The sequence below is a fragment of the Acinetobacter sp. TUM15064 genome, from assembly GCF_008980265.1.
Classification (GTDB): domain Bacteria; phylum Pseudomonadota; class Gammaproteobacteria; order Pseudomonadales; family Moraxellaceae; genus Acinetobacter.
On record NZ_BKFU01000168.1, the window covers coordinates 1 to 783 of the forward strand.

At 38.7% G+C, this 783-nt stretch carries 1 protein-coding gene; it reads left to right on the forward strand.

Going from position 1 to position 783, the window contains the following annotated elements; all coding sequences use genetic code 11:
* Positions 1–272: 272 nt before the first annotated feature.
* On the forward strand, positions 273–783 hold a 511-nt coding region (locus GBI16_RS18245; RefSeq protein ID WP_171494595.1), incomplete at its 3' end, for a putative zinc-binding metallopeptidase.

Sequence of the window (783 nt, forward strand, 5' to 3'; positions counted from 1 at the left end):
TAAGCACCATCTGCAAAACCACTCACAGTAGCTGACTGAAAACAGCAGTTATGTTTAATCAAATTTTTCACGGGTTTGCTCTAACGCACGCATAAATACAGGAAAGATTATCTTTTCTACAAAAGCCATCAAGCAAATATCGTTCATTATAAATATTATACGCAGTCAGCAATTCAGTTTTAAAAGACAAATGAAACCGATCACTATGCATGACGAACTGAATCAACATCAATTATACTAAGTCCAAAAGATCACGACTGATACAGCCGCCAATGAAATTTTTTACTTGTGCATCCTGCCAAAACCAAGTCTTTTTTGCTAACTCACAATGTGTGAGTTGCCAAACTACACTCGGTTATATTGCATCAGAAAAAGACATGGGGAGTTTTGAACAACATAGTCCCGTACTTTGGTTGGCGCTCAATGAACAATATCAAGAAAAACGCTATAAACCTTGCTATAACTATCAGCATCATCAAGTGTGTAATTGGGTCATTCCAGCTGAAAGTAGCGATATTTACTGTGAATCATGCGTGCTTACCTATACCATCCCAAGTCTAGAGAATCCTGATCATATCGTCTACTGGTCCCGCCTCGAACATGCTAAACGCCGTTTTTTATATTTAATGCAACGTCTTAATATTATGCCGAGACCCAAATATAACGATGATGACCGTTCTGGGCTACGCTTTAATTTTTTAATGCCAGAACAAGGTCTGCCTGTGCTGACTGGACATGCCAATGGTGTCATTACTCTCAATGCCAGTGAAGCAGATGTTATTT